Source organism: Halopseudomonas pelagia (assembly GCF_009497895.1).
Lineage (GTDB): Bacteria > Pseudomonadota > Gammaproteobacteria > Pseudomonadales > Pseudomonadaceae > Halopseudomonas > Halopseudomonas pelagia_A.
In genome coordinates, this window is the sequence record NZ_CP033116.1 from 2977715 (window position 1) to 3003534 (window position 25820).

26 protein-coding genes are annotated in these 25820 nt (G+C 57.9%); 5 read left to right on the forward strand and 21 right to left on the reverse strand.

All coding sequences use genetic code 11. From position 1 onward, the window contains the following. A complete protein-coding gene (locus EAO82_RS13915; protein ID WP_096348091.1) occupies nt 1-708 on the reverse strand; it encodes an HAD-IA family hydrolase in 708 nt (235 codons plus the stop codon). After that, on the reverse strand, nt 701-1639 hold the full coding sequence (rluC, locus tag EAO82_RS13920; protein ID WP_231703211.1) for a 23S rRNA pseudouridine(955/2504/2580) synthase RluC: 939 nt from the start codon (nt 1637-1639) through the stop codon (nt 701-703). Before rluC ends, EAO82_RS13915 begins: the two co-directional genes overlap by 8 nt. Nucleotides 1640-2333: 694 nt before the next feature. Between rluC and rne the strand changes: the two genes are divergently transcribed. Continuing rightward, nucleotides 2334-5576 (forward strand): ribonuclease E, encoded by a 3243-nt coding sequence (gene rne, locus EAO82_RS13925; RefSeq protein ID WP_096348090.1) that lies wholly within the window; start codon nt 2334-2336, stop codon nt 5574-5576. 68 nt (nt 5577-5644) lie between these two features. On the opposite strand, the gene murB is transcribed toward rne, so the two are convergent. From murB to EAO82_RS13965, 8 genes are all read right to left on the reverse strand, one after another. Continuing rightward, entirely contained in the window at nt 5645-6664 is a 1020-nt protein-coding gene (gene murB, locus EAO82_RS13930; protein WP_096348089.1) for a UDP-N-acetylmuramate dehydrogenase, read from the reverse strand. Then, on the reverse strand, nt 6658-7128 hold the full coding sequence (locus EAO82_RS13935; protein WP_096348088.1) for a low molecular weight protein-tyrosine-phosphatase: 471 nt from the start codon (nt 7126-7128) through the stop codon (nt 6658-6660). The genes murB and EAO82_RS13935 overlap by 7 nt, the downstream gene beginning before the upstream one ends. Further along, complete coding sequence (gene kdsB / locus EAO82_RS13940; RefSeq protein WP_096348087.1) at nt 7125-7883, reverse strand: 3-deoxy-manno-octulosonate cytidylyltransferase; 759 nt, start codon at nt 7881-7883, stop codon at nt 7125-7127. The genes EAO82_RS13935 and kdsB overlap by 4 nt, the downstream gene beginning before the upstream one ends. A gap of 2 nt (nt 7884-7885) precedes the next feature. After that, the gene (locus EAO82_RS13945; protein WP_096348086.1) at nt 7886-8071 is read right to left on the reverse strand and encodes a Trm112 family protein; all 186 of its coding nucleotides are present in this window, start codon (nt 8069-8071) and stop codon (nt 7886-7888) included. A gap of 29 nt (nt 8072-8100) precedes the next feature. Further along, nucleotides 8101-9090, reverse strand: coding sequence for a tetraacyldisaccharide 4'-kinase (lpxK, locus tag EAO82_RS13950; protein WP_096348140.1), 990 nt, complete (start codon nt 9088-9090; stop codon nt 8101-8103). Between the two features lie 23 nt (nt 9091-9113). Further along, the gene (locus EAO82_RS13955; RefSeq protein ID WP_096348085.1) at nt 9114-9548 is read right to left on the reverse strand and encodes an ExbD/TolR family protein; all 435 of its coding nucleotides are present in this window, start codon (nt 9546-9548) and stop codon (nt 9114-9116) included. A gap of 2 nt (nt 9549-9550) precedes the next feature. Then, entirely contained in the window at nt 9551-10219 is a 669-nt protein-coding gene (locus EAO82_RS13960) for a MotA/TolQ/ExbB proton channel family protein (RefSeq protein ID WP_096348084.1), read from the reverse strand. A 66-nt stretch (nt 10220-10285) separates the two neighbouring features. Continuing rightward, a complete protein-coding gene (locus tag EAO82_RS13965; RefSeq protein WP_174958885.1) occupies nt 10286-12565 on the reverse strand; it encodes a DNA internalization-related competence protein ComEC/Rec2 in 2280 nt (759 codons plus the stop codon). A 90-nt stretch (nt 12566-12655) separates the two neighbouring features. On the opposite strand from EAO82_RS13965, the gene EAO82_RS13970 reads away from it, so the two are divergent. Next, entirely contained in the window at nt 12656-13180 is a 525-nt protein-coding gene (locus tag EAO82_RS13970) for a DUF2062 domain-containing protein (RefSeq protein WP_096348082.1), read from the forward strand. Nucleotides 13181-13278: 98 nt separating this feature from the next. Here EAO82_RS13970 and lolD read toward each other — a convergent pair whose 3' ends face one another. Beyond that, nucleotides 13279-13965 carry a lipoprotein-releasing ABC transporter ATP-binding protein LolD gene (gene lolD, locus EAO82_RS13975; RefSeq protein WP_096348081.1) on the reverse strand — a complete coding sequence of 229 codons (687 nt, stop codon included), beginning with the start codon at nt 13963-13965 and terminating at the stop codon, nt 13279-13281. Continuing rightward, on the reverse strand, nt 13958-15202 hold the full coding sequence (locus EAO82_RS13980) for a lipoprotein-releasing ABC transporter permease subunit (RefSeq protein WP_096348080.1): 1245 nt from the start codon (nt 15200-15202) through the stop codon (nt 13958-13960). The genes lolD and EAO82_RS13980 overlap by 8 nt, the downstream gene beginning before the upstream one ends. Before the next feature lie 113 nt (nt 15203-15315). Here EAO82_RS13980 and EAO82_RS13985 point away from each other — a divergent pair, with 113 nt between their 5' ends. From EAO82_RS13985 to EAO82_RS13995, 3 genes are read left to right on the forward strand one after another with little or no spacing between them, the layout of a single operon-like run. After that, nucleotides 15316-15906, forward strand: a complete 591-nt coding sequence (locus EAO82_RS13985) for a PilZ domain-containing protein (RefSeq protein ID WP_096348079.1) — start codon at nt 15316-15318, stop codon at nt 15904-15906. Next, a complete protein-coding gene (locus tag EAO82_RS13990; RefSeq protein WP_096348078.1) occupies nt 15903-16220 on the forward strand; it encodes a phosphodiesterase in 318 nt (105 codons plus the stop codon). Before EAO82_RS13985 ends, EAO82_RS13990 begins: the two co-directional genes overlap by 4 nt. 6 nt (nt 16221-16226) lie before the next feature. Further along, nucleotides 16227-16958 (forward strand): glycerophosphodiester phosphodiesterase, encoded by a 732-nt coding sequence (locus EAO82_RS13995; RefSeq protein WP_096348077.1) that lies wholly within the window; start codon nt 16227-16229, stop codon nt 16956-16958. 59 nt (nt 16959-17017) lie between these two features. Here EAO82_RS13995 and sthA read toward each other — a convergent pair whose 3' ends face one another. The 9 genes from sthA to EAO82_RS14040 all read right to left on the reverse strand — a co-directional run bounded on the left by sthA (nt 17018) and on the right by EAO82_RS14040 (nt 25587). After that, the gene (sthA, locus tag EAO82_RS14000; RefSeq protein WP_096348076.1) at nt 17018-18415 is read right to left on the reverse strand and encodes a Si-specific NAD(P)(+) transhydrogenase; all 1398 of its coding nucleotides are present in this window, start codon (nt 18413-18415) and stop codon (nt 17018-17020) included. Between the two features lie 55 nt (nt 18416-18470). Further along, complete coding sequence (gene nqrM / locus EAO82_RS14005) at nt 18471-18710, reverse strand: (Na+)-NQR maturation NqrM (RefSeq protein ID WP_096348075.1); 240 nt, start codon at nt 18708-18710, stop codon at nt 18471-18473. Between the two features lie 4 nt (nt 18711-18714). Beyond that, on the reverse strand, nt 18715-19647 hold the full coding sequence (locus EAO82_RS14010; RefSeq protein ID WP_321540946.1) for an FAD:protein FMN transferase: 933 nt from the start codon (nt 19645-19647) through the stop codon (nt 18715-18717). A 91-nt stretch (nt 19648-19738) separates the two neighbouring features. Next, nucleotides 19739-20962, reverse strand: coding sequence for an NADH:ubiquinone reductase (Na(+)-transporting) subunit F (nqrF, locus tag EAO82_RS14015; protein ID WP_096348074.1), 1224 nt, complete (start codon nt 20960-20962; stop codon nt 19739-19741). Nucleotides 20963-20976: 14 nt separating this feature from the next. Beyond that, a complete protein-coding gene (nqrE, locus tag EAO82_RS14020; RefSeq protein WP_096348138.1) occupies nt 20977-21585 on the reverse strand; it encodes an NADH:ubiquinone reductase (Na(+)-transporting) subunit E in 609 nt (202 codons plus the stop codon). Between the two features lie 6 nt (nt 21586-21591). Beyond that, nucleotides 21592-22263 carry an NADH:ubiquinone reductase (Na(+)-transporting) subunit D gene (locus EAO82_RS14025; RefSeq protein WP_096348073.1) on the reverse strand — a complete coding sequence of 224 codons (672 nt, stop codon included), beginning with the start codon at nt 22261-22263 and terminating at the stop codon, nt 21592-21594. Between the two features lie 2 nt (nt 22264-22265). Continuing rightward, nucleotides 22266-23042, reverse strand: coding sequence for a Na(+)-translocating NADH-quinone reductase subunit C (locus tag EAO82_RS14030; protein ID WP_096348072.1), 777 nt, complete (start codon nt 23040-23042; stop codon nt 22266-22268). Beyond that, nucleotides 23032-24246 (reverse strand): NADH:ubiquinone reductase (Na(+)-transporting) subunit B, encoded by a 1215-nt coding sequence (locus EAO82_RS14035; RefSeq protein WP_096348071.1) that lies wholly within the window; start codon nt 24244-24246, stop codon nt 23032-23034. The genes EAO82_RS14030 and EAO82_RS14035 overlap by 11 nt, the downstream gene beginning before the upstream one ends. A gap of 3 nt (nt 24247-24249) precedes the next feature. Next, nucleotides 24250-25587 (reverse strand): Na(+)-translocating NADH-quinone reductase subunit A, encoded by a 1338-nt coding sequence (locus tag EAO82_RS14040; RefSeq protein WP_096348070.1) that lies wholly within the window; start codon nt 25585-25587, stop codon nt 24250-24252. Nucleotides 25588-25820: the final 233 nt, after the last annotated feature.

Sequence of the window (25820 nt, forward strand, 5' to 3'; positions counted from 1 at the left end):
CTAACCTCTGCTTACGGGAATACTGATTGTCTTACTGACGGGTGCCGAGTTCACCGGCGACAGAATCCAGCTACGGAACTCGCTAAAAGCATCAATACAATGCTCCGGCTGGCTTTGCAACAGGTGCTCCCGCGACTGCGCGCCATAGCTCACGGCGATAGCGCGCACCCGCGCATTGTGAGCCATGCGGATGTCGTACTCGCTGTCACCCAGCATTACGGCATTGGTGGCCGGGGTTTCCAGGCGATTGAGGATTTCTTCCAGCATCCTTGGATGCGGCTTGCTCAGGCTTTCATCGGCGCAACGAGTAGCATCGAAAAAATTCGTCAGATCATGTGACTTGAGCACTCGATCCAGCCCCCGGCGACTCTTGCCGGTAGCCACTGCCAACTTGTAACCGGATTGACGCAGCTCAGCCAGGGTATCCAGCACACCGTCGAACAGCGGCGAGGGTGTTTGTTCCTGAGCAACGAAATACTGGCTATAGGCTTCGGTCAGACGCCGGGTTAAAGACGGGTCGTCTATATCGGGAAACAACACCGCCACCGCTTCGGGCAAACCCAGGCCAATAATGTCCCGCACCTGCTGCTCGGCGGGCAAAGGCACACCAATCAGTTCGGCGGCGCCACGCATGCACTCGACAATGCGCGAGATGGAATCGGACAGCGTGCCATCCCAATCAAAAATAACCGTTCGGATTTCACGCATGATCTAGCTTTCTCAAGGTTTCGTCCCACATCCGGCCCGGCTCCGCGGCTATTTCCAGACGCGTACCATCAGGCAACTCGGTCGTCAGCGATGCTGCATGCAAGAACAGGCGCTTGCCGCCCATTTCACGAATCTGCTGGGAGAAGTCATCATCGCCGTATTTGGGGTCACCCGCTATCGGATGCCCCGCGTGCCGCGCATGCACCCGTATCTGATGCGTACGCCCGGTAATAGGCCGAGCTTCGACCAGCGTGGCGAAATCGCCGAAGCGCTTGACCACACTGAACTCGGTCAGGGACTCCTTACCCTCCGGATTGACTTCGACCATCCGCTCGCCGGAGCGCAGGTTGTTCTTCTGTAGCGGCGCGTGCACGCGTTTGGTGGTAGCGGGCCAGTGCCCACGCACCAGTGCCAGATACCGCTTGCGTACCCCATCACCGCGCAACGCTGCGTGCAGATGCCGCAGCATGCTGCGCTTTTTCGCAATCATCAGGCAGCCGGAGGTATCCCGATCCAGGCGGTGTACCAGCTCAAGTTGCGGACAATCCGGACGCAGCTGACGCATGGCTTCGATGACGCCAAAATTCAGCCCACTGCCACCGTGCACAGCCAGGCCGGCTGGCTTGTTGACCACAATCAGGCCTTTATCTTCATAGACAATATTGCTTTCCAGCGCCTGCAAAATGCCCTGCCCGACCAACACCGGCTCATTTGGCTCTGGCAGTCTGACCGGCGGGATACGCACGTTATCGCCGGCCTGAAGCCGGTATTCAGGCTTGATCCGGCCTTTATTAACGCGCACCTCGCCCTTGCGCAAAATGCGGTAGACGAAGGTGCGCGGAGCACCCTTGAGACGGGTCAGCAGATAGTTGTCGATACGTTGACCGGCCTGGTCTTCGGTAATCAGATCAATCTGGACTTTGGGAGGCATATCGGAGGTGCTTGTATTCATCCGCGCATGATACATTTTTTCTTGCAATTGAAGCACTTAAAAAATGCTGTTATATTCGGACGAGCTGCGTAACAGGCAGCCGGGGATACCGCTAGCGCAAGATGATGCCGCAGCCCCCAGAAACACCGATATAGAGGCCTCGCCAGGCTATTATAGATTTTGCCAGGCGGCCTTATTGATCGACACACTGGTTGCCATGTGGCAGCCAGAATATAAACCCGCTCCCCGCAAGACGATGAGCGGCACCCGATTAAGATGGGTATGTGTTAGGTGGAGATGCACAGCTTCAGGATCATGTGACGAGCGTCGATACGTGCTTTATGTGTCCCCGTTCCCAGTCCGGCTGATTCCTCCCGAAGGAACCTTTGAACACGCCAGCAGGTGATCTGATCCTCTGCCGGTGGTAAAGCACAATTCGACGCCGGCATTTCTGGTTCGAGTTATTCACCAGGTCGCGCTGTGACAGGATCACGCCAGCCCGTCTTTGAAGGTTCTCTGAAATAGTTTCTCTGTACTCGCCGTAGACAGATGCCGTTATCACCGCCCTGGCTGTGATAATCACTCTGAACAAGGGCAAGGTTGGCCCAAGCAGAAACACGCCTGACACCTGACATAAGAGTCGCAGGTGCCGTCATTGTGTAATCCGGGAGCACTGGAAACACAACGGTACTTCATGAAAAGAATGCTGATCAACGCAACTCAACCCGAAGAGTTGCGCGTCGCCCTGGTAGATGGCCAGCGCCTGTACGATCTGGATATTGAATCCGGAGCCCGTGAACAGAAGAAAGCCAACATCTATAAAGGCCGGATCACCCGGGTCGAGCCTAGCCTCGAAGCCGCTTTCGTCGACTTCGGTTCTGATCGTCACGGCTTTCTCCCCCTCAAGGAAATCTCCCGCGAATACTTCTCCAAGCAGCCCGAAGGCCGCGTCAACATCAAGGAAGTACTGCGCGAAGGCCAGGAAGTCATTGTCCAGGTAGACAAGGAAGAACGTGGCAACAAGGGCGCCGCCCTGACCACCTTCATCAGTCTGGCTGGCCGCTACCTGGTGCTGATGCCAAACAACCCCCGTGCCGGTGGTATCTCCCGCCGCATCGAAGGCGATGAGCGCAACGATCTGCGCGAAGCCATCAACAGCCTGAACGTGCCCGCCGATATGGGCATGATCGTGCGTACTGCCGGCCTGGGCCGCAGCGCCGAAGAACTGCAATGGGATCTGGATTACCTGCTGCAACTCTGGGGCGCGATCAAAGGCGCCTCCACCGAGCGCCCCTCCCCGTTCCTGATCTATCAGGAAAGCAACGTGATCATCCGTGCGATCCGCGACTACCTGCGCCAGGACATCGGCGAAGTGCTGATCGACAGTGAAACGGTCAAGGAAGAAGCACTGAACTTCATCAGCCAGGTCATGCCGCAGTACGCGAGCAAGGTCAAACTGTATGAAGACACTGTCCCTTTGTTCAACCGTTTCCAGATCGAAAGCCAGATCGAAACCGCCTTCGAGCGCGAAGTGAAATTGCCCTCCGGCGGCTCCATCGTCATCGATCACACGGAAGCTCTGGTATCAGTCGACATCAACTCCTCGCGCGCCACCAAGGGTAGCGATATCGAGGAAACTGCGTTGCAGACCAACCTGGAAGCGGCTGAAGAAATCGCCCGCCAGCTGCGCCTGCGTGATATCGGTGGCCTGATCGTCATCGACTTTATCGACATGACCCCGGCGAAGAATCAGCGCGCCGTTGAAGAACGCGTCAAGGAAAGCCTCGAAGCCGACCGTGCCCGTGTTCAGGTTGGCCGCATCTCGCGTTTTGGCCTGCTGGAAATGTCGCGTCAGCGTCTGCGTCCGTCCCTGGGTGAAACCAGCGGTATCGTCTGCCCACGCTGTAACGGTCGCGGCACCATCCGCGACGTTGAATCCCTGTCGCTCTCCGTGTTGCGCCTGATTGAAGAGGAAGCGCTCAAGGAGCGTACCGCTGAAGTGCGCGCACACGTGCCGATCGCCGTGGCTACCTTCCTGCTCAACGAGAAGCGTGATGCGCTGGCCAAGACCGAAGAGCGTACCAAGGTCCGCCTGCTGATCCTGCCCAGCGAACACATGGAAACGCCTCACTTTGACGTACAGCGCCTGCGTGATGATCACGAGTCGGTCCTGAACGGCGAAACCAGCTACACCATGAGCAGTGACATCGTTGCTGAAGAACCAACGCCAGTCAGCCAGACCAAAGCCATTGTCCGTCAGGAAGCAGCGGTCAAGACCATTGCCCCTTCACGCCCTGCACCCTCCCCGGTAGCCGCAGCAACCCAGGCAATCCAGGAAGCCCAGCCGGGCATCTTCAAAGGTCTGATCAAGTCCCTGGTCAGCCTGTTTGCCACCGATGAGCAGCCCGCGGAAGAAACCAAGCCGGCGAAGTCGGAAGCTCGCCCGGCTGCACGTGACAACAAACGCAACGATGAGCGTCGCAATGGCCGCAACCGTCGCCCGCGCAACGAGCGCAGTGATCGCCCAGAACGCGCTGAAAAGCCCGAGCGCAGCGAGCGGGCTGAAAAGCCTGAACGTGCCGAGCGCCCCGAGCGCAAGCCGCAGGCGCCGCGTAACGAGCCGCAGGCCGAGAAGCGTGATCAGCAGCCTGCTGCCGCCGCCGCAGCAATCGATAGCAGCGCATCTAGCGAGGCGCCAACCACCCGTCGCCGTCGCCGCGCTCCTAGCGACGCCAGCACTGACACGCGTCCGGTCAATCAGGAAAGCAACAGCGCCGCACCTGCTGAACGCCGCCCTCGTCGAAACGAGGAGAAGCTGGAGAACGAAGAGGTCGATCTGGATCAGGTAGATCAGCCCGTTGCCGAGGAAGGCACTGAGGGCGATCGTCCGAAGCGTCGTTCACGTAATAGCCAGCGCCGCCGTAACAATCGTCGCAGCCGTGTGAATCAGGATGAAACCCAAAGCGTCGATGGCGAGCAGAGCAGCCAGCAAAATGCTGACCAGCAGTCCACCGTGGCTGCCGAGCAAGATGCCCAGCCGAGTATCCAGGAAGGTGCGGCGCAATCAGGCTCTGAGCCGAGCAAGATTGCTGCAGCTGCAGTGTCTGCGACCGCAGCATTGCCTGAACACGATACCGAGCAACAGCCAATTGAAGCCTCGGCCCGCGCTGACGTCAGTGACATCAGTGCTCCGGTTGAAGCCGGGCTGACACAGGCTGCCGTTGAGCTGGAAGCGTCTATCGAGCATGCCGTTGAAGCCTTCAGCCACTCGCAGCCCAGCGAGCAGCAAGACGAAGCGAGCATAGCGGAATCTGCATCCGAGCCCAGCACAGCGTCAGCGGACACCACCGATACGCCAGAGACGACTGAGACTCTGACGCCGGTCATTCAGTCCGTAAACGAAACCACTACCGAGCCTACCAAGGTCGAAACACCTGTCGCTGAGTCAGTGCAGGCCGAGCCTGAAGCGACCGTGGAAGCACCCGTCGAATCTGCGCCGGAACCGGTGGTAGAAGCGACGCCTGAACCGGTCGCCGAGCCTGCTCCGGAGCCAGTTCCTGCGGTAACAGAAAGCGGTCGTGCCTATAACGATCCTCGGGAAATTCGCCGCCGCCAGCTGGAAGCCAAGCGACTTGCCGAACAGGCAGAAGCATCTGCGCCAGCGCAAGAAGCTGTCACAGCGCCGGAGCCCGTTGCGCAACCGGCTGTCGAGCAGGAAGCGGCAGCAGAGCCACAGCAGTCGACCGTCGAGACTGACGTTGCCGACGTGCAGGAGCCAGCGCCGCGCGCCAACTCCATGTCCGAACAGGCTGCGTTGGCCATCGAGCCTGAGGACACGTCTACTGAAGACGAGAAATCGGCCGAAGCAGCGCAGGACGAAAGCGAAAGCGAAAGCAAAGCTGACAACGCTGACGAAGACGACAAGAACCCTCGCTAACGGGGTTCAAGACAAAAAAAGGGGATGCTTCGGCATCCCCTTTTTTATGGCGTTGCGTTATTCTCAGATCAACCAATCCGCTGCGGTTCCATCTCCAGTTCCAGGCCGAACCGGGCAAGTATGTCCTGCCGTACCCGGTCCGCCAGGGCCAGTATTTCAGCGCCCCTGGCTGCGGCCAGATTCACCAGCACCAGCGCCTGCTCGCTATGCACACCAACACTGCCTTGCTGATAGCCTTTCCATCCAGCCTTCTCGATCAGCCAGCCCGCAGCCACCTTGAACTGGCCATCAGGCTGTGGGTAGTGCGGCAATTGCGGATGCTCCACCAGCAATTGCTGCAACTTGGCAGCCGATACCAGCGGGTTCTTGAAAAAACTCCCCGCGTTACCCAGGCGCGCGGGATCCGGCAGCTTGCTGCTACGGATCTGACAGACCAGCTCGCTGACGACCCGAGCATCAGGGCGTTGCAGTCCGGTGGACTGCCAGGCAGCTGCCAATGGTGCATATTCGATCTTTAACTGCGGCCGCAGCGACAGGCGCAAACGTACCCGCAGAATGACATAGCGCCCTGCCGCTTGTTTGAATAACGAATCGCGGTAGGCGAAGCGGCAGTCAGCCAAGGTGAAACGGGTCACCTGACCACTTTCACGATCCAGCGCATCCAGGCTTTCAAAGCTATCCTTGAGCTCGACGCCATAGGCACCAATATTCTGCACCGGCGCGGCGCCCATCGTGCCGGGAATCAGCGACAGATTCTCCAGACCGGACAGACCCTGATCCAGGGTCCAGTTGACCAGCGCATGCCAGTTCTCCCCTGCCTCACCTTCGACAACGACCTCAGAGCTGTTGCGCGCGATGACACGGCGGCCGCGGGTGCGCATGGCGATCACCAGACCATCCACGGGGCCAGACAGCACTACGTTACTGCCACCGCCGAGCAGGGTCACCGGCCAGTTGTGCGTACTGGCCAATGCCAGCGCCGCGCGCAGGTCGGTTTCAGTTTCCACGCAGATCAGTCGACGCGCCTTTTCGCTGATGCCGAAGCTATTGAACGCACGCAGATCGGCATGTTCGGCAATCGTCAGCATGAGCTTCGAGCCAGATTTTCCAGCAATCCGCGGCTCGCCGCTTCGAGCATATCGAGCACCTGCTCAAAACCGGCTTCGCCACCAAAATACGGATCCGGCACTTCCCGGGGCCAATCCGGGGCATAGTCCATCAGTAAACCGACGTGCGCGCGCGTGTTGGCAGGAGCTCGCGCAAGCAGGTTATCCAGGTTGCTTTGATCCATGGCGAGAATCAGATCAAAATTTTCGAAGTCCTCGTCGGCCACTGCCCGCGCACGCTGCATGCGCAAATCGTAGCCGCGCTTCAAGGCTGCGGCAGTGGCGCGCTGGTCTGGCGGCTCGCCGGTGTGATAACCACCGGTGCCGGCAGAGTCGATACTGACTTCATGCTGCAAGGCGCTAGCCTGCAACTGGCTGGCAAAAACACCCTGCGCCGTCGGCGAACGACAGATGTTGCCCAGGCAAACGAACAGCACGCGAGTCATACCGCCCCCAGCAGCGCCCGAACGCGATCCAGATCCGCCTGGGTATCCACTCCCGCCGGGGGCACTTCGCAGGCATCGGCTACCTGAATGCGGCAGCCGAACCACAGCGCGCGCAACTGCTCCAGGGACTCGGCCTGCTCCAGCGGGCTGCACGGCCAGGTGACATAATCATGTAGAAAGCTGACTTTATAGGCGTAGAGGCCAATGTGCCGACGGAATGGCAGATCCGCAGGCAGTTGTTTCGGCTCCTTGGCAAAGGCGTCCCGGCACCAGGGCATGGGCGCACGGCTGAAATACAAGGCGTAGCCCTGGTGATCGGTCACCAGCTTGACCACATTCGGATTGAACAGACTCTGCAGATCCTCAAGCGGCTCGGCCAGGGTCGCCATACTGGCCTCAGGGTGGGTCAGCAGGTTTGCCGCCACCTGATTGATCAGTGCAGGCGGGATCAGCGGCTCGTCACCCTGGACGTTGACCACGCAGGCGCCGGGCTCCAGGCCCAGGTGCGTGACCACCTCCTGCAGACGATCAGTCCCCGAGGGGTGGTCAGCGCGGGTCAGCACCACCTTGGCATCGAACGTCGCGCAGGCATCGGCAATACGCTGGTCGTCAGTTGCAATAGTGACGCTGGCGGCGTCGCTCTTGCACGCCTGCTCCCAGACATGCTGAATCATCGGCTTGCCAGCGATGTCCAACAGCGGCTTGCCGGGCAAGCGTGTAGATGCAAAACGGGCGGGAATAATGACGTGGAACATCTTCAGCGGTCCAACCGCTCGTCAGCGTCCAGCGCTCGCGTTTCATTTTCCAGCATCACCGGAATACCGTCGCGCACGGGAAAAGCCAGGCCATCAGCCCGGCACCAGAGCTCGGTCTTGTCGGCATTTTGGACCAGAGGTCCTTTGCACAGAGGGCATGCAAGAATATCAAGCAGTTTGGGATCCATCGGATGACTCCTGAAAACGAATGGGAACCTCAGCGCTGCCGCAATGCTGTCTCCAGGCACTGCTGCAGGCGCGAGGCGAAAGCGTCGCTGAGCGAGGCATCAATACTCAGATACCACCAGTTGTCACGGGCAAACCCGGTGCACTTGACGGCATCTTTTTCGGTCATGATCAGCGGCTTGCCGGGATCACAACGGATAAAACTCGCGGGTGTATATTGCGCATGATCAGCAAAGGCGTGACCGTTCGGCTGCAAGGATAACCCTTTCAAGGTGTTAAAAAAACGCTGCGGATTACCAATACCTGCGACCGCTTCTACCTCTCGCCCACCCTGCCACTGTGCCGCAGGAATCCGGTCGCCGGTGCGCATGTTGACCAGCGCTACAGGAGCCAGGGTCATGGCGAAGGCGTTGGCGTCGTCAGCGGCCTGACCGTTGCTCACCACCATATCAACCGAGCGCAAACGTGCTGCGGGCTCGCGCAGAGGGCCTTCAGGTAGACAGCGGGCATTACCCAGCCCGCGCGCTGCATCAAGGATGAGAATTTCCAGATCGCGGCCCAAGGCATAGTGTTGCAGACCATCATCACTGATGATCACGTCTACCTGAGCGCTAGCAAGCAGATACTCGGCAGCGCGCGGCCGGTCGGGGTCAATCACCACCGGCACCGCGCAACGACGCGCTATTAACAATGGCTCGTCACCCGTCTGCTCCGGCGTATCCACTTGCGGATCAACCAGGTGCGGAAACTCCGTACCTTCAGCGCCATAGCCACGACTGATGACGCCAGGTTTCAGACCGATGGATTGCAGATAGGAGATCAGCCAGATACACATCGGCGTCTTGCCGGTGCCGCCCAGAGTGATATTCCCCACCACGATGACCGGTACCGGCGCCAACCATACACGCTCAGGGTCATTCAGGTAGCGATGCCGTCGGCGCACCATGGCAGAGGCATATACAGCCGACAAGGGCCTGAGCAGCTTCAACCACGGGCTTGATTGGTACCAGGCCCGCAGCATGAACTGTTCCAGCGAAAAGCCCTTCACTGGCTGTCGTCCGCCCCCATCTCACTGGTGGTCAGCCGCAGCCGGGTGAAACCCAACTGACCCGCGGCGTCCATCGCCATGATGACCGCCTGGTGCGGAGTTTGCGCGTCTGCGGTGATGATCAACGGCAGGCTGTTATCACCCGCAGATTCGCGCTGCAATGCAGTCTTTAGCGTATCCATGGAGGGCGCGGCCAAGGCCTTCTGATTGATGGCAATGTCACCCGTGGCGGAAATGACCAGTTCGATCTGCTGGGTCTCCGCACTATCTACCTGCTGACCAGAAGCGGCTTGCGGTAGATCAAGCTTCAGCTGTGTTTCCCGGGTAAAGGTGGTCGAAACCATAAAGAAGATCAGCAACAGAAACACCACATCAATCAGCGGCGTCAGGTTTACGCTGGCCTCATCAGGCTTCTTGCGTCTGAAGTTCACGGTCAGGCTCCCTTGCGCGTGCTGCCGACATGGGAGACTTTGACTTGCTGCTCGGCGCCTTCCACTTCACGATTGCCTTGCATGACCTCCACCAGTTTGGTGGCTTCCTGCTCCATGGCGATGACCAACTCTTCCACACGGCGGACAAAGAAGCGGTGGAAAAACAGTGCAGGGATAGCCACAGTCAAGCCAGCAGCCGTGGTGATCAACGCTTTGGAGATACCCCCCGCGAGAACGCCGGTATTGCCAGTGCCCTGTGCCATGATGGCGCTGAACACGTCGATCATGCCGATCACCGTACCCAACAGGCCCAATAGCGGCGTAATAGCAGCGATGGTGCCTAGTGTATTCAGGTAACGCTCCAACTCGTGGATGACCTTGCCGGCGGCTTCTTGAATGCACTCCTTCATGATTTCGCGGCCGTGGCGGGAGTTGGCCAGACCTGCAGCCAGGATTTCTCCCAGTGGCGAATCAGCCCGCAGGCTCTTCAGTTTGGCGGCGTCCAGCTCGCCATCCTTGACCCAGCGCCAGACCTGGCCAAGCAAACTGGGGGGAGCAATCCGGCTGGTCCGCAAGGTCCATAACCGTTCGATGACGATGGCCACAGCAATGACCGAAAACAACACTATTGGCAGCATTAGCCAGCCGCCCGCACTGATCAATTCCCACACACGCGTTCCCTCCCCCAAATGTTGGCTAACTCTAGCACAGGCAAAACCCTTGCCCGCGCAATCTTGTTATTCATGCCAGAATCGCCGAGCCTTATCGCGCCACGACCATTTCCGGTAGCTGCCTCCCGCCTCATCCAGCACAAAGCGGATGGCACCCGAGGCGCTAGTATAAACAGGTTCCACGCCCAATTCCCGGTAGCGATCCACAACCTTGGGATGCGGATGATTGAATGCGTTACCTGCGCCGGCGCTGAACACGGCCCATCGGGGATCGACCGCACGTATAAAGGCATAGGACGATGAGGTACGGCTGCCATGATGCGGGGCCAGCAACAGTTGCGCTGTCAGTGTCTCACGCAACATCTGGTATTCGCCGCGAATGCCCAGGTCACCGGGTAGCAACACGCTCGCAGCACCGATTCCGGCGCGCAAGACGCAAGAGCGTTCGTTCGCTGGCGCGGGTGGTGGCGCGCTGTAAATCACCGCAAAGCTTATACCATTCCACTGCCATGACTCGCCGGGCTTACAGGGCCTGACCGGCAACGCCGGTGGTAACGCCTCGTGCTGCCCGGCCAGCACCTCGGTTACCGGCATCCGTGTGACCATGGCCATGGCGCCGCCCGCGTGATCGTTGTCCGCATGACTGATCAACATTCGCTCCAGCCGCTCAACACCCAGTTCCACCAGCGCCGGGTGCACAACCGCCTCACCCAGATCGAAGCCGCTGGACAGCCGTGCCCCGGCGTCATACAGCAGGTTGTGCTCGCGGGTTTGCAACAACACCGCCAGGCCCTGGCCCACATCCAGCACCGTCACCCACAGCTGTCGCTCCTGCGGCCGCGCCTGGGGGTTGCTCAGCAGAACCGGCAGACACACCAGAGCGGGCACACATAACAATCTTGCTAACGGGCTCAGCAACGCCAACGCCGCCAACGTACCCAGCGACCAGTTGAACCACCCGGGAAAAGGCAGATAGCTGGGCAAATGCCACTGCGCAGCCCAACTCAGCATGGCGAAAAGAGCGGCCAACGCCTTGCCCGCACCGATCAGTAACCAGGTCGCACCAAACACCAGCTCCAACACCGTACCGAGCAACGCAGCCGGCACTACAATCAGGCTCACCCAGGGGATCGCCAGCACATTGACCAGAGGCGAAATAATACTGCCGGGCATGCCCCATAGCAGCAGCCAGGGCCAGAGACCGATGAACACCACCCACTGCGCACGTCCCCAGCGCCACCATAAACCCTTGGTTTGCAAACGCCCATGCATGCCCAGAATCAACAACCCGACCGCCATGAAGGACAACCAGAAGCCCGCCAACAACGGGGCTGCCGGGTTAAATAGCGTCACTGAGCAAAGGGCGGCAGACCAGAAGAGCCAGGGGCCCGGCTGGCGATAAATCAGCTTGGCGAGCAACACCAGTGCCACCATCAGCAACGCCCGCTGGGTAGGCACTGCAAAACCGGCAAGCCCTGCATACAGGGCCGCCGCCAGTACCGCCAGGGGCGCAGCCAACCATAGTCGCGGCCAGGTAAAGGGCAGCAACCCCATCCGGCCGGCCAGGGCAGCCAGACCAAATATGGCCGCGGCGAACATGCCCACGTGCAAACCTGATATGACCATTAAGTGACTGGTACCAGTGGCCTGCAAGACATCCCAATCAGACTTGTCCAGCACACTGCGGTCGCCGACCACCAAAGCTGTCAAGCGGGAATGTCCGGGGCTCTCCACCAGCACCCTTTGCAAGCGCTGACGAATATAATCGCGCACCGGCCCCAACCCGGACGTCTTCGGGCGCTGCATACGCTCGCCCGAGCTGATACTGGCGACCGCGCCCACACCATTGGCGTATAGCCAGGCTTCGTAGTCGAACCGTCCGGGATTGGACATGCCCCTGGGGCGGCGCAAACGCGCCTCGAAGCGCCAATGCTCGCCGGGGAATACCTGCTCACCCGCGTACCAATGAGCACGAATAGATGGCAAAGCCTGGCCCACGCCCTGTGGGCTGTCCTGCAACCGGGCATCGGCAATCCTGAACCGCCAGCCTGTATCGGTCGCCTCCGGCAGACCCTGGACGCGCCCCTCCAACACGACCCGCTGCATATCCAGTGCAGAATCCAACCGTTGCTCCATTTGTTGATGATGAAACAGGCAGGCCCATACCACACCGGCCAAGAGCAAGCCGATATGCCGGCCCGCGGGTCGCCATAAACCAACGAGGGGTATCAGGCACGTCAGGCAAAATAGCCATGGCAGAGACGGCAAGGATTCCAGAGTCAGTGGCAGCAGCAGCCCCAGCCACAGGACCAGCAACCGGCTTACTAGCGAGGAGAAAAAACCCACTTCCTGTGCACCTCCATTGCCGCCAGGCAGTAGTGTCGCCCTGACATTCCATGCATAATTGGTTCACATTTCCCAGATCGAATATTCGCGATGCCGCGTAGGCTCCTGAAACGCTACATGCCCAGCCCTGAACGGATAAAGCAGAGCAAGTCGCTGCGCTTTATGGGCACCATGCTGCACGATCCGAATCTATGGCACCTCAACCGCCATAGTGTGGCCCGAGCCATGGCGGTGGGTCTGTTTGTTGCGATGCTGCCCATTCCCATGCAGATGCTGCTGTCCGCCGCCATTGCGATGCCGCTGCGGGCGAACCTGCCGATTTCGATCGGGCTGGTGTGGCTGACCAACCCGGTCACCATGCCCGCCGTGTTCTTCACCCAATATAAAATCGGCACCTTGCTGCTGGGTGCACCCGAGCGCAGCATCCCCATGGAGCTGTCACTGACCTGGCTGATGTCGGAAATTCATCACATCTGGCAGCCGCTATTGCTCGGCGCGCTACTGACCGGCACCGTCCTGGCGATAGTGGGCTACGCTGCGACCATGTTGTATTGGCGGATATGGGTGGGGCGCAACTGGCAAAAGCGCAAACTGCGACGTCGTCGGCACATCTGAGCAAACATCAGGGGAATTTGAATCGAGGGGGTGAACCCGGGTGCAGACTATCAGCGCCCCGGGAAACCGGAACTGCCGATAATCCGACCCCGTTAAGCTTAGTGTTCCAATGCGGCGAGATGGCCTTGTTGCAGGGTCAGCACGCGATCCATCTGCGATGCCAGGACCAGATCGTGAGTCACCACCATAAAGGCGGTATTCAGGCTCTGGCTTAGCTCCAGCATCAGTTGCTGGATGCTTTTGGCAGTGGTCTGATCCAGGTTACCGGTCGGCTCATCGAGCAGCACACAGGCTGGCTGATTGATCAGCGCACGGGCGATAGCCACCCGTTGCCGCTCACCGCCGGAAAGCTCGGCGGGCTTGTGCCCGGCACGCTCGGTCAACCCGACCCGCCGCAGCATCTCCACGCCACGCTCACGCGCCTGAGCAATCGGCATCCTGCCAATCAGCAAGGGCATGCACACGTTTTCCAGCGCAGTGAATTCTGCCAGCAGATGGTGAAACTGGTAGACGAAGCCCAGCCCGCTGTTTCTCAACTCGCCCCGCTCGGACTCCTTGAGTGCGGACATCTGACGCCCGGCCAGCCAGACTTCACCCTCTGTCGGCGTATCCAGCCCCCCGAGCAAATTCAGCAGGGTGGTCTTGCCCGAGCCCGAACTGCCGACAATCGCGATCCGCTCACCGGCAACCAGATGAAAATTGATCGAGTCCAGCACCCGCAGGCGCTGTGGACCTATCGCATATTCCATACTCAGCTGGCGACATTCCAGCACCACTTCAGTCATAACGCAAAGCCTCCGCCGGCTCGGTTCGCGATGCCCGCCAGGCGGGATAAAGAGTCGCTGCAAAGCTCATTCCCAGCGCTGTCAGGCAGATCAGAGCGACATCGCTCCAGATCAGCTGCGAAGGAAGGTAGCTGATGAAATACACATCGGAACTGAGAAACTGAATACCGAACAAGCTTTCCAGCCCAGCAACCATCGCCGACACATTCCATGCTGCCAGCACGCCGAGCACACCACCGGCCAGGGTGCCTATCACGCCGATCACCGAGCCCTGGACCATGAAGATGCCCATGATGGTACCCGGCGATGCGCCCAGCGTGCGCAAAATGGCGATATCAGCTTTCTTGTCGGTGACCACCATGACCAGCGTGGAGATGATATTGAACGCAGCCACAGCCACGATCAGCAGCAGCAGCAAGCCAATCATGGTTTTTTCCATCCGGATGGCGGCAAACAGGTTGCCATGGGTGCGCGTCCAATCCTGAGCGTAATAATTGCCCGGCAGCGTCAACGCCAGATCCCAGGCGACTTTCGGCGCCTGGAACAGATCGTCCAGCTTGACGCGCAAACCCTGCATCTGGCCAGGCTGCCAGCGCGACAGTCGAGCGGCATCACCGGCGTGGATCATTGCCAGCGAGCTGTCGAGCTCAGCCCCGACCTTGAACACGCCAGCCACGGTGAAGCGTTTCAGCCGGGGAAACACCCCGGCAGGCGTGACCGAGGCTTCAGGCAGCACAAAGGTCAGCTTGTCACCGACCTGAACGCCAAACCGCTTGGCAATCAATTCGCCGATAATGATACCGAACTCACCGTCCTGCAGATCGGTCAGGGCACCTTGAGTCATGTGTTGCTCAATGATCGATACGTGCTTCTCGGCCTCCGGTATCACGCCGCTGACGAGAACCGGGGCAACACTGCCGTTATGCGTCAACATGCCCTGCAACTGGATAAAGGGGGCGGCCGCGACCACCTGCGGATGCTCCTCCAGCCGGGTCGCCAGTGTTTGCCAATCGTCCATGGGCTGCTCGGAACTGATGGTCGCATGCGGCACCATACCGAGAATCCGGGTACGCAACTCGCGGTCAAACCCATTCATCACTGACAACACCAGAATCATGACCATCACGCCCAGAGTGAGGCCAAGCATGGAGATCAGTGATATAAATGAAATGAAGTGATTGCGACGTTTGGCCCGCGTATAACGCAAGCCAATAAAAAAGGGCAAAGGTCTGAACATGGAATACCGATTACCTGATGGGCAATGCCCGGTTGAGTGACGGTTTGGACTGCATGGTACACTGATTCCAGACGATTGTTCAGCGCTTCAGACCGGCATATACGAGTAATCTCATGCAAACAGATGATGGCGACACGGAAGACAAACGCGATTTTTTTCGTATCCGCGACCAACTGGCGCTGGAGGTCAAACCGATCGACGGGCCAGACCTCGAGAATGTCGTTGCAGATGATGAATCACCGCTATTCAGTCTGCTCAGTGATCTGCATATGCTCGACTACGAATCCCAACATCTGCTCAGACAGATCGCCGAACGCGATCGAGCGCTCGCCCAGTATCTGAAGATAATCAACAAGCGCGTCGACCTGGTCGGCAAGGCGCTGGCCATGCAACTGGCTGGCGACTTGAGCGAACCGCAGGAGGTCACGCTGAGCGAAGGCGGCATGTCTTTCCGCTCTACCCAGCCTTACCCGATTGGTTCCTGGTTGATGCTGCGCATGGTGTTGATGCCCTCGCCTCTGGGGCTGGTACTGCCCGCTCGGGTAACGCATTGCGACACCGGAGAAGTGGCCGGCCAGTGGGCTCTCGGCGTCAGCTTCGACAATCTCAGCGATGCGCAACGCCAGTTGCTGGCCCGCCATATTCTGCAAAAACAGGCACAGGAAATCCGTGCCGCCAAAACATCAGAAAGGATGCCTACATGACAGTACTGCGGACCATTGCCTCATTCGCCTCTTCAACTGCACTGATAGGCAGTCTGATACTAGTCACCTTGCCTGCACAGGCAGACACGCTGGTTATTCCGTTGGGCCAGCAGACCGGGCAAGCCGCAGTCACACTACCCCAGCGCGGCATGTCTACCACCAACGTGACTCAACGTCACGGCGAACCATTCCGCCGCCATGGCGCCGTAGGGGATCCGCCGATCAGCCGTTGGGATTATGCGGATTTCAGTGTTTACTTCGAACATGGCAAAGTCATACACAGCGTTCGCCAGCACCGTCGACAGGGTAACTGATTGCCCATGACGCTGATTTACGGCCATCGCGGCGCCCGGGGTGAAGCCCCGGAAAATACCCTGCCCAGCTTTCACCGGGCTCTGGATGCCGGTGTTAAACGTGTAGAGCTCGATCTGCACCTGTCCTCGGACCGGCAATTAATGGTGATTCACGACCCGACTCTGCGCAGGACCACCGGCCTGGGTGGCAAGGTAGCGCACCATAGCGCTGCCGACCTGATGCGCATTGATGCACGGCGTGGCGGGCCCGATTGGCCGGAGCTCTGCCCTATTCCCAGCCTGGAGCAGTTGTTCACTGCCTGTCCGGAATTCGAGCATTATCAGCTTGAGGTCAAAAGCGGCTCTGCTGGGCAGTCGCGCATCGTGCTGGACGCCGTCACTGAACTGGTCGAGCGCTTTGGCCTGCAGGACAAAGTGGTGTTGACCTCCAGCAGTCGCACACTACTGAAAACCGCACGCGACAGCGGTTTCAGCCTGCCTACCGGCCTGGTGGAAGAGTATGGTTTGATCGACTGGATAAAAAGCTGCAAGCGCTACGGCTGCGACTATCTGATTCTGAACTGGAAACTCTGCTCGGCCCAGCGTGTGGCCAGCGCCCAAGCTCGCGGCCTGCACGTGTCGGTCTGGACCGTAAACGAGCCGGCACTGATGCAACGCCTGGTCGATATGGGCGTAGACAGCATCATCACTGACTTTCCGCACCTGGCGGTGGATACCCTGGCCGACTCAAGCGGTTGATCTGCAGTCATTAAAAAGCCCTGCATGGCAGGGCTTCAGGTCGCACGGGCTACCAACGCTTAGAACAAGCGGTTCAAACCATCCAACGCGGCCACACGATAAGCCTCCGCCATGGTCGGGTAATTGAAAGTGGTGTTGACGAAGTACTTGATGGTATTCGCCTCCCCTTTCTGGTTCATGATTGCCTGACCAATGTGCACAATCTCCGATGCCTGGTCGCCGAAACAGTGAATCCCTAGCACCTGCAAGGTGTCGCGGTGGAACAGAATCTTCAACATGCCGACTGGCTCATCGGTAATCTGTGCCCGCGCCATGCTCTTGAAAAACGCCTGGCCGATTTCATAAGGCACATGAGCGTCGGTCAATTCCCGCTCGGTTTTACCCAGCGAGCTGATTTCCGGGATGGTATAGATACCGGTAGGCACGTCATCGACAAAGCGCCAGGCATCGTTGCTGACGATGTTGCCTGCGGCTGAACGCCCCTGGTCAAAAGCCGCGCTGGCCAGACTGGGCCAGCCAATCACATCACCTACCGCATAGATATTCGGCACCTGGGTACGATAGTTCTCATCCACATCCAACTGGCCGCGGCCATTAGGGCGCAGACCGACATTCTCCAACCCCATGCCATCGGTATTGCCAGACCGGCCGTTACACCAGAGCAGTGCATCGGCCTTGAGCTTTTTGCCGGATTTGAGGTTGAGAACGACGCCGTGCTTGTCCAGCCCCTCGATGCTTTCGTATTCCTCGTTATGCCGAATCAACACGCTGTTGTTGCGCAGGTGATAGCTCAGGGCATCAGAAATCTCGTTATCAAGAAAGCTCAGCAGACGATCGCGGTTATCGATCAGATCTACCTTGACCCCAAGCCCACAGAAAATCGATGCGTATTCGCAGCCGATAACACCCGCACCATAGATGATCAATGTGCGCGGGGTGTGATTGAGTTTGAGAATGGTGTCGCTGTCATAAATGCGCGGATGGCTGAAATTCACATCGGCTGGGCGATAAGGCCGCGACCCGGTAGCAATGATGATTTCCTTGGCTATCAGCTTTTCAACCACACCGGACTGATTGACCAGCTCGATAGTATTTTCATCGGCAAAACTACCCTTGCCAAAAAATACGTCGACCCGGTTGCGCGCGTAATAGCTGGTGCGCGAGGAAACCTGCTTGCCCATGACCTTTTCGGCGCTTTTCAACACGTCCGGAAAGGAAAACCAGCGCGGCTCGCCAATTGAGCGGAACATCTTGTTGGTATTGAAGTGGATGATCTGCTTGACCGAATAACGCAATGCCTTGGAGGGAATGGTACCCAGGTGAGTGCAATTACCGCCAACCATGGTCCGTTCTTCCACCACGGCGACCTTGCGGCCATGCTTCGCCGCGTTCATTGCAGCGCCCTCACCCGCCGGACCAGAGCCCAGCACCACAACATCATAGTTATATACAGCCATTCAGCGATTTCCTTATAAATTTCGACGGGATACTGTCACAGGCACCCGATTACAACTAGTCGACCTTGGTCGCGTCGTAGCTCAGATCTTTAGCCTTGCGCGGCTCCACACCAGCATTGGTGCTGGCTTCCTCGCACTTGGTGACATCACCGCCGCAAATACCGCAGGACTTCTCTACACCTGTAGCACCGATACCGCCACAGGAGCCTGCGATAGGTTTACGGCCCATCATGACCCCAACCGACATGCCGACAACCACCAGCACCATCAATGAAAATGCCAGAACCCAAACCATGACTCTACTCCTCGCTCTGCGTCAGAGCTGTGAATGAGGGAGTGGGCCTGGACACAAACTGCGTACCATCGCGCAGCACGAACAGCGCGGCTACGTCATGTTCCAGTGCGAACTCCCAACCCTTTTCCGGGCCTTTAACCAACAAAACTGTCGACAACCCATCGGCTTTGGCCGCCGAGTTGTGCAAAACGGTCACCGCCGCCAGCTCATGCATCACCGGCCTGCCGCTACGCGGATCGAAGGTATGCGAGTAACGCTTACCCTCATATTCGAAATAATTCCGGTAATCGCCTGAAGTGGATACCGCCTGACCGTCCAGCTTGACGATCAGATGTGCCATCCTTTCGTCATCCCGCGGCTCTTCAATGGCAATTTTCCAGTGTGTCTGTCCAGGTTTCATGCCGGCCGCCTTCAGCTCGCCGGTAATTTCCACCATATAGCTATTGATACCACGTGCCAGCAGATGATCAACCACCTTATCGACCATATACCCTGCAGCAATGGCGCTGACATCGACCTGCACGTTGGCAGACTTGCATAACTGCTTGCCCTCAACGCGTAAATTCTGCTGCCCGACTGTCAGCAAAACCGCCTGCAATTCCTCGGCATCAGGAACAACCTGCCCACCGTCACCGCCATGAAAACCCCAGAGCTGCAGCAGCGGCCCGAGCGTCAGGTCAAAGTCACCCGAGCTCTCTTCAGCCAGTATATGCCCCAGGCCGACCAACTCCAGCACCGATGCAGGCATCTCTCTGCAGCTGTCAGCAGGCATGGCATTGAACTGTGCCAGATCAGAGTCCTCGCGCCAGGTCGATACCTCGCTGTCAAAATTGCTGAGCAAGGTTTCGATTTCTTCGTGCAAGGTCTCTGTTGCCGGCGTGCCTTCGGCACTCACCCACTTGATCGAGTAGGTACTGCCCATAGTGGAGCCGGTCACTTCCGAAACCGACTCCATAGAATTGAAACAGCCCGTTAGGGCTGCTGCCAAGGCAACAGCGATAACGGGCTGGACGATACGCAGAAACACTCTAGCCGCCAAAATCATCAAGCATGATATTTTCTGGCTCTACACCCATGTCCTGCAGCATCTTGATCACCGAGGCGTTCATCATCGGCGGCCCACACATGTAGTACTCGCAATCCTCTGGCGCAGGATGGTCCTTGAGGTAATTCTCCAGTAGCACGTTGTGGATAAAGCCCGTTGGGCCTTCCCAGTTGTCTTCCGGCAGCGGATCGGACAGCGCCAGATGCCACTCGAAGTTCTCGTTCTCTTCCGCCAGCTTGTCGAATTCCTCGACATAGAAAGCTTCACGCAGCGAGCGAGCGCCGTACCAGAAGCTGATCTTGCGCTTGGTCTTGATCCGGCCCAACTGGTCGAAGATGTGCGAGCGCATCGGCGCCATACCGGCACCGCCGCCAACGAAGACCATCTCGGCATCGGTATCCTTGGCAAAGAACTCACCAAAGGGACCGTACACCGTGACCTTGTCACCGGGCTTGAGCGCAAAACACCAGGAGGACATCTTGCCCGGTGGCAGGTCGTCACGGCCTGGAGGCGGTGAAGCCACACGCAGGTTGAACTTGACCACGCCGCGCTCTTCCGGATAGTTGGCCATCGAATAGGCGCGAATGACAGTCTCATCCACCTTGGAGACAAAACGCCACATGTCGAACTTGTCCCAGTCACCACGGAATTCCGGCTGAATGTCGAAATCCTTGTAGTTCACGGTATGCGGTGGGCATTCCAGCTGCACATAACCCCCAGCGCGGAAATCGACGTTCTCGCCTTCCGGCAACTTCAGCGTCAGCTCCTTGATAAAGGTTGCGACGTTGGGGTTGGCCTCTACGGTGCATTCCCACTTCTTCACGCCGAACACTTCTTCTGGCACTTCGATCTTCATATCCTGCTTGACCGGAACCTGGCAAGACAGGCGCCAGCCTTCCTTCGCTTCACGCTTGGTGAAGTGACTCTCCTCGGTGGGCAGCATTTCACCGCCGCCCTCTTCGACGATGCACTTGCACTGCGCGCAGGTACCGCCGCCACCGCAGGCGGAAGACAGGAAGATACCGTTGGCAGACAGCGTATTCAGCAGTTTACTGCCGGCAGCCACGTTAACGGTGCGTTCACCATTGATTTCGATAGCTACATCGCCACTGCTGACGAGCTTTGCACGGGCGATCAGGATCACGGATACCAGCGTCAGAACGATCGCGGTAAACATGCCTACGCCCAAATAAATTTCCATGTTCATCTGAGAAAGCTCCTTTACAGTTGCACGCCGGAAAACGACATGAAACCGAGGGACATCAGACCCACGGTGATGAACGTGATACCCAGACCGCGTAAGCCATCTGGAACATCACTGTATTTGAGCTTCTCGCGGATACCCGCCAGGGCAACGATAGCCAGTGCCCAGCCAGTACCGGCGCCAAACCCGTAAGCCACACTTTCACCCAGGTTGTAATCGCGCTCGACCATGAACAAGGCCGCGCCCATGATGGCGCAGTTCACAGTGATCAGCGGCAAAAATACACCCAGAGCGTTGTAAAGTGCCGGCACGAACTTGTCGAGCAGCATCTCCAAGATCTGCACGATAGCGGCAATCACACCGATATAGCTGAGCAGACCGAGGAAGCTCAGATCGACATTGGGCAAGCCAGCCCAGGCCAGAGCACCGTCCTTGAGCAGGTAGGTATAGATCAGGTTGTTCGCCGGCACCGTGATGGTCAGCACCACGATGACAGCAATACCCAGACCGATAGCCGTCTGTACCTTTTTCGAAATGGCGATAAAGGTACACATGCCCAGGAAGAAGGCCAATGCCATGTTTTCAACGAAAATAGCCCGAACCAGCAGGCTGATATAATGTTCAATCATGGCTTACATAGCCTCCTTCAATGCGCGGCTTTGCGGAGCCATCTTGAAATCGGGCTCTTCAACCTGCTCGGTTTTCCAGGAGCGCAGGCCCCAGATGATCAGACCGATAATGAAGAATGCCGAGGGCGGCAGTAGCAACAAACCATTGGGTTGATACCAACCACCTTCATTCACTACCGGCAGGATCTCGATACCAAACAGCTTGCCGGCACCGAGCAACTCCCGAACAGTAGCTACGACGATCAGGATGAAGCTGTAACCCAGACCGTTACCGATGCCATCCAGAAAGCTCATATGCGGCGGGTTCTGCATGGCAAAGGCTTCTGCACGACCCATCACGATACAGTTGGTAATGATCAAGCCAACGAATACAGACAGCTGCTTGCTGATGTCATAGGCATAAGCCTTGAGCACCTGGTCAACCACGATGACCAGCGAGGCAATGATCACCATTTGTACGATCATACGGATCGAACTGGGGATCTGATTGCGAATCACCGAAATGAACAGGTTCGACAGTGCCGTTACCGAGGTCAGTGCCAGACACATCACCATGGTGACATTCAGGCTGGTGGTCACTGCCAATGCAGAACAGATACCCAGAATCTGCAAAGCGATCGGGTTGTTACTGAAGATAGGATCGAACAGCACCTGTTTGGCGCTTGCTTTAGCCATGATTAAGCCTCCCCTGCATCAATGTTCTCGAGGAATGGACCAAAGCCATTCTCACCTAGCCAGAAACGCACCAGCGCCTGCACACCACGGCTGGTCAGCGTCGCACCGGCCAACCCGTCAACCTGGTGTTCTGCGTCGGGGTTGCTGCTGTCCACGCTGCCTTTGACGACAGTCACGGCGACTTCGCCATCGTCGTCATAAACGACTTTGCCGGACCATTGCTGACGCCAGTTGGGGTTATCCACTTCACCACCGAGACCGGGGGTCTCAGCGTGCTGATAGAAGCCCAGACCGACTACCGTCTTCAGATCACCTTCCAGCGCGATAAAGCCGTACAAGGTAGACCACAAGCCATAGCCATGAATTGGCAGGATCATGGTTTCAATCCCGCCTTCATTTTCGACCATATAAACAGTGGCGAAATCTTCACGTCGACGGATGCTGGCGATATCTTCAGAAGGCTCCAGGCGTTTCGACATCTCCGGATTCTTCGCCGCCTGTTGCTGGTCATAGGTCAGCGGGTCCATTTCGTCACTGAACTCACCGGTCCGCAGATCAACCAGACGTGCGGTCACCTGCTCGAACTGGGCTTCTACATCGCCACCTTCTTCCAGCAAACCAGCGATGGACAGAATGTTGCGTTTTTTGTCGAGCAGTTGGTTGGTGATCTGCACCGGCTTGAGCGCGACAGCGGCAGCGGATACCACCACCGAGCACACCAGGCAGACCAGCAGCGCAACGATAATCGTGCGGCTGACTGTTTCTTTTTTACTGGACATGACGTGCGAGCCTCCGCTTGATATTGGCCTGGACGACAAAATGGTCGATCAGGGGAGCAAAGAGGTTGGCGAACAGAATAGCCAGCATCATGCCCTCTGGGAACGCCGGGTTGACCACGCGAATCAGCAATACCATCACACCGATCAGCGCCCCGAATATCCATTTGCCCTGGTTGGTCATCGACGCTGATACAGGATCCGTCGCCATATAGATCATGCCGAAGGCAAAACCACCGACCACCATGTGCCAGTACCACGGCATGGCGAACATCGGATTGGTGTCCGAACCTATGGCGTTGAACAGCAGGCTCATCGCAATCATGCCAAGCATGACACCGGCGACAATCCGCCAGTTGGCAATCTTGGTAGTCAGCAATACCGCGCCACCCAGGAAAATCGCCAGGGTAGAGACTTCACCCATGGAACCGTGGATATTGCCGATGAAGGCATCCATCCAGGTAATGCCGCCGTTGATGATTGCATCGACACCACCGGAAGCCGCCAGGCTCAGAGCCGTAGCGCCGGCATAACCGTCAACCGCAGTCCAGACCGCATCACCCGAAATCTCCGCCGGATAGGCAAAGAACAGGAAGGCACGACCGGTCAGCGCCGGATTAAGGAAGTTCTTGCCGGTACCACCAAACACTTCCTTGCCGATCACGATACCGAAGCTGATACCCAAGGCAACCTGCCACAAGGGGATATCCGGCGGTAGAATCAGCGCAAACAGGATCGAAGTAACAAAGAAGCCTTCGTTGACTTCGTGCTTGCGGATGGAAGCGAACAGCACTTCCCAGAAACCACCCACAATAAAGGTCACCGCATAGACCGGCAGGAAGTAGGCAGCGCCGTGAACAAAGTTGTCCCACAGGCTCCCTGCATCAAACCCGGCAAACATCGCGATCAGACCAATGCGCCAGCTTTCCTGGGCATCCAGCAGCTCAGGGTTGGCCGCATAGATGCTGTTGGCCTGGAAGCCGATGTTGTACATCCCGTAAAAAATCACCGGGAAGGTACACAGCCACACAGTAATCATCATCCGCTTCAGGTCGAGGCCATCGCGCACGTGTGCGGTGGTTCTGGTCACGCTACCTGGACGGTAGAAGAAAGTATCGACCGCTTCGTACAGGGCGTAGAACTTTTCGTGCTTGCCGCCCTTCTCGAAGTTATGTTCGATCTTGTCCAAAAATGTACGCAAACCCATGGCTTAACCCTCCTTCTCGATTCGGGCGAGGTTATCGCGCAGAATCGGGCCATACTCGTATTTGCCAGCACACACGTAGCTGCACAAAGCCAGATCTTCTTCGTCCAGCTCCAGACAACCCAGTTTCTGAGCCATCTCGGTGTCGCCAACGATCAGGTAGCGCAAGAGTTGCGTGGGCAAAATATCCAGCGGCATGACCATTTCGTAGTTCCCCAGGGGAACCATTGCCCGCGGGCTGCCATTGGTTGTTGTAGTGAAGTTGAACAACTTGCTCGATTTGAGCTTGGAGACAAATATGTTCAGTACCGAATGCTTGTCTACACCGGCGCGCAGGTAGTGCAGCATCTGCCGCTCGCTACCTTCAGCCAGTACAGAAATCTGCGAATGGAAGCGACCCAGGTAGCCGACCGGGCCCTGAGCGTTACGACCACCAAATACCGAGCCGGAAATGACGCGATTGGTGCCCTGCTTCAGCTCGCCTGCGGTCAATTCATCCAGGCTCGCACCCAGTCGAGTTCTGAGCAGACGCGGCCGCTCAACCTGCGGGCCGCCCAGCGCAACAACGCGCTCGGTCCACAGCTTGCCATCGGTAAACAGCTTGCCGATCGCAACCACGTCCTGGTAGTTGATTTGCCAGACCGTCTTGGTTTCATTGACCGGGTCGAGCAAGTGGATGTGCGTGCCTGGCAAACCAGCAGGATGCGGGCCAGCGAAGCTCTCGCTGCGCACGCCATCCAGGTTCTCGCCAGGGATGCTGACGCCGTCAGCCTTGCACAACCAGATATTGCCCAGCCGCGCCAACACCTTCAGACCATTCTCGAAATCAGTCGCGTACTCCTTGAGCACGACCGCCGGATCCGCAGCCAGAGGATTGGTATCGATGGCAGTAACGAAGATCGAATGCGGCTCGCTGTCTACCGCGGGCGTCTTGCTGTAAGGACGAGTCCGCAACGCGGTCCAGAGCCCGGACTGAATCAACTGCTCGCGAACCTTTTGCGGTTCCAGAGATCCTAGAGAAGCGGCGTCATGGGTGTCGAAGCTGACAAACTCGTCACCATCCACATCAATAACCACTGATTGCAGAACGCGCTTTTCACCACGATTGACCGCACTGACTACGCCAGCCGCCGGGGCGGTATAAATCACGCCAGGTGTTTTTTTGTCGCTGAACAGGATCTGGCCAAGTTTGACCCGGTCCCCCTCCTGCACTTCCATGGTCGGTTTCATACCATGGTAGTCGAAGCCGACAATCGCAACGCTACGCGCGGGGCGTGCATCTTCGATCGTCTGCTCGGGGGAGCCGGTGATTGGCAGATCCAAGCCCCGTTTGATTTTTATCATACGTATAGCCTAATCACTGGTTGGAATCGTCAAGGGCGAGCCGGCATCCGGCAAACGGAAATCCCAAGAAACAGCTCTGGGCAACAGACGCGGAAACGTTGGGAAAGGGCCACAAACCCTCATCAAAAATCCCGCTAAGTATAAAGACCATGGCCTGCCAATGCTACTCAAGCACTTGGTTTTTTCAGGTTTTTTGCTGTTACACATTGGCCGCTACGGTCAATTGACCCGGC

Bases quoted from the DNA above. Each gene is read 5' to 3' on its own strand.
- EAO82_RS14030 (WP_096348072.1), bottom strand. From the start codon at position 23,042: ATGTCCAGTAAAAAAGAAACAGTCAGCCGCACGATTATCGTTGCGCTG.
- EAO82_RS14040 (WP_096348070.1), bottom strand. From the start codon at position 25,587: ATGATAAAAATCAAACGGGGCTTGGATCTGCCAATCACCGGCTCCCCC.
- EAO82_RS14025 (WP_096348073.1), bottom strand. From the start codon at position 22,263: ATGGCTAAAGCAAGCGCCAAACAGGTGCTGTTCGATCCTATCTTCAGT.
- EAO82_RS13985 (WP_096348079.1), top strand. From the start codon at position 15,316: ATGCAAACAGATGATGGCGACACGGAAGACAAACGCGATTTTTTTCGT.
- murB (WP_096348089.1), bottom strand. From the start codon at position 6,664: ATGCTGACGATTGCCGAACATGCCGATCTGCGTGCGTTCAATAGCTTC.
- EAO82_RS13970 (WP_096348082.1), top strand. From the start codon at position 12,656: ATGCCGCGTAGGCTCCTGAAACGCTACATGCCCAGCCCTGAACGGATA.
- EAO82_RS13980 (WP_096348080.1), bottom strand. From the start codon at position 15,202: ATGTTCAGACCTTTGCCCTTTTTTATTGGCTTGCGTTATACGCGGGCC.
- nqrF (WP_096348074.1), bottom strand. From the start codon at position 20,962: ATGAACATGGAAATTTATTTGGGCGTAGGCATGTTTACCGCGATCGTT.
- EAO82_RS13935 (WP_096348088.1), bottom strand. From the start codon at position 7,128: ATGACTCGCGTGCTGTTCGTTTGCCTGGGCAACATCTGTCGTTCGCCG.
- EAO82_RS13995 (WP_096348077.1), top strand. From the start codon at position 16,227: ATGACGCTGATTTACGGCCATCGCGGCGCCCGGGGTGAAGCCCCGGAA.
- EAO82_RS14035 (WP_096348071.1), bottom strand. From the start codon at position 24,246: ATGGGTTTGCGTACATTTTTGGACAAGATCGAACATAACTTCGAGAAG.
- lpxK (WP_096348140.1), bottom strand. From the start codon at position 9,090: ATGCTGCGGGCCTGGTACCAATCAAGCCCGTGGTTGAAGCTGCTCAGG.
- EAO82_RS13990 (WP_096348078.1), top strand. From the start codon at position 15,903: ATGACAGTACTGCGGACCATTGCCTCATTCGCCTCTTCAACTGCACTG.
- sthA (WP_096348076.1), bottom strand. From the start codon at position 18,415: ATGGCTGTATATAACTATGATGTTGTGGTGCTGGGCTCTGGTCCGGCG.
- lolD (WP_096348081.1), bottom strand. From the start codon at position 13,965: ATGACTGAAGTGGTGCTGGAATGTCGCCAGCTGAGTATGGAATATGCG.
- EAO82_RS13945 (WP_096348086.1), bottom strand. From the start codon at position 8,071: ATGGATCCCAAACTGCTTGATATTCTTGCATGCCCTCTGTGCAAAGGA.
- kdsB (WP_096348087.1), bottom strand. From the start codon at position 7,883: ATGTTCCACGTCATTATTCCCGCCCGTTTTGCATCTACACGCTTGCCC.
- rne (WP_096348090.1), top strand. From the start codon at position 2,334: ATGAAAAGAATGCTGATCAACGCAACTCAACCCGAAGAGTTGCGCGTC.
- rluC (WP_231703211.1), bottom strand. From the start codon at position 1,639: ATGCCTCCCAAAGTCCAGATTGATCTGATTACCGAAGACCAGGCCGGT.
- EAO82_RS13915 (WP_096348091.1), bottom strand. From the start codon at position 708: ATGCGTGAAATCCGAACGGTTATTTTTGATTGGGATGGCACGCTGTCC.
- nqrM (WP_096348075.1), bottom strand. From the start codon at position 18,710: ATGGTTTGGGTTCTGGCATTTTCATTGATGGTGCTGGTGGTTGTCGGC.